Raw genomic sequence first — 576 nt, forward strand, 5'->3', positions numbered from 1 at the left:
GTGGTACTACAGTCGAAGATGCTGACGGTGATGGTATTGTCGATCAGGAAGATGCGTTTGTTGATGATGCGACAGAGCAGTTTGATACCGATGGCGATGGTATCGGTGATAACGCCGATGCTTGTCCATATACAGCTGATACCACATGCGATGGCTCGGGTGTTCCTAATATGTCTGGTGAGTACCTACTTGCCTGGAGTGTTGACGGAACTAACCCAGATAACGAGATGCTAAATGACTCTGGTGATCAATGTGTTGCGGAAGATGAGTTATCAGGTTTTGCTTTGGTTCGAGTACAGCAGGAAGGAAACCAGGTTATTCTCAATGGAGGTGACGGCGAAGACGGCTGGATGTCGATTGGTACGATCGATACTAATGGCGATTTCTCTGTAGAAGAGCTTAATAACGAACCGGGTCGAAGCTTTGTACTATCAGGTAACTATGATGGTACGGGTATAGCTGGTGGGAGTTTTACGGATTCAGAGCAAAATGAAAGTGAAACCTTAACCTGTTCTTCTAACGGCACTTATACAGGCTCGGCACCCGTTGCCATTACCGAAAGCGATATTGATTCTA

The 576-nt window shown here is 46.4% G+C and carries 1 pseudogene; it reads left to right on the forward strand.

Features of this window, described 5'->3' with window-relative positions:
• Positions 1-576: pseudogene (locus tag A3763_RS28255) on the forward strand (hypothetical protein); the annotation flags it as partial.

It is taken from the genome of Oleiphilus sp. HI0128 (genome assembly GCF_001635365.1).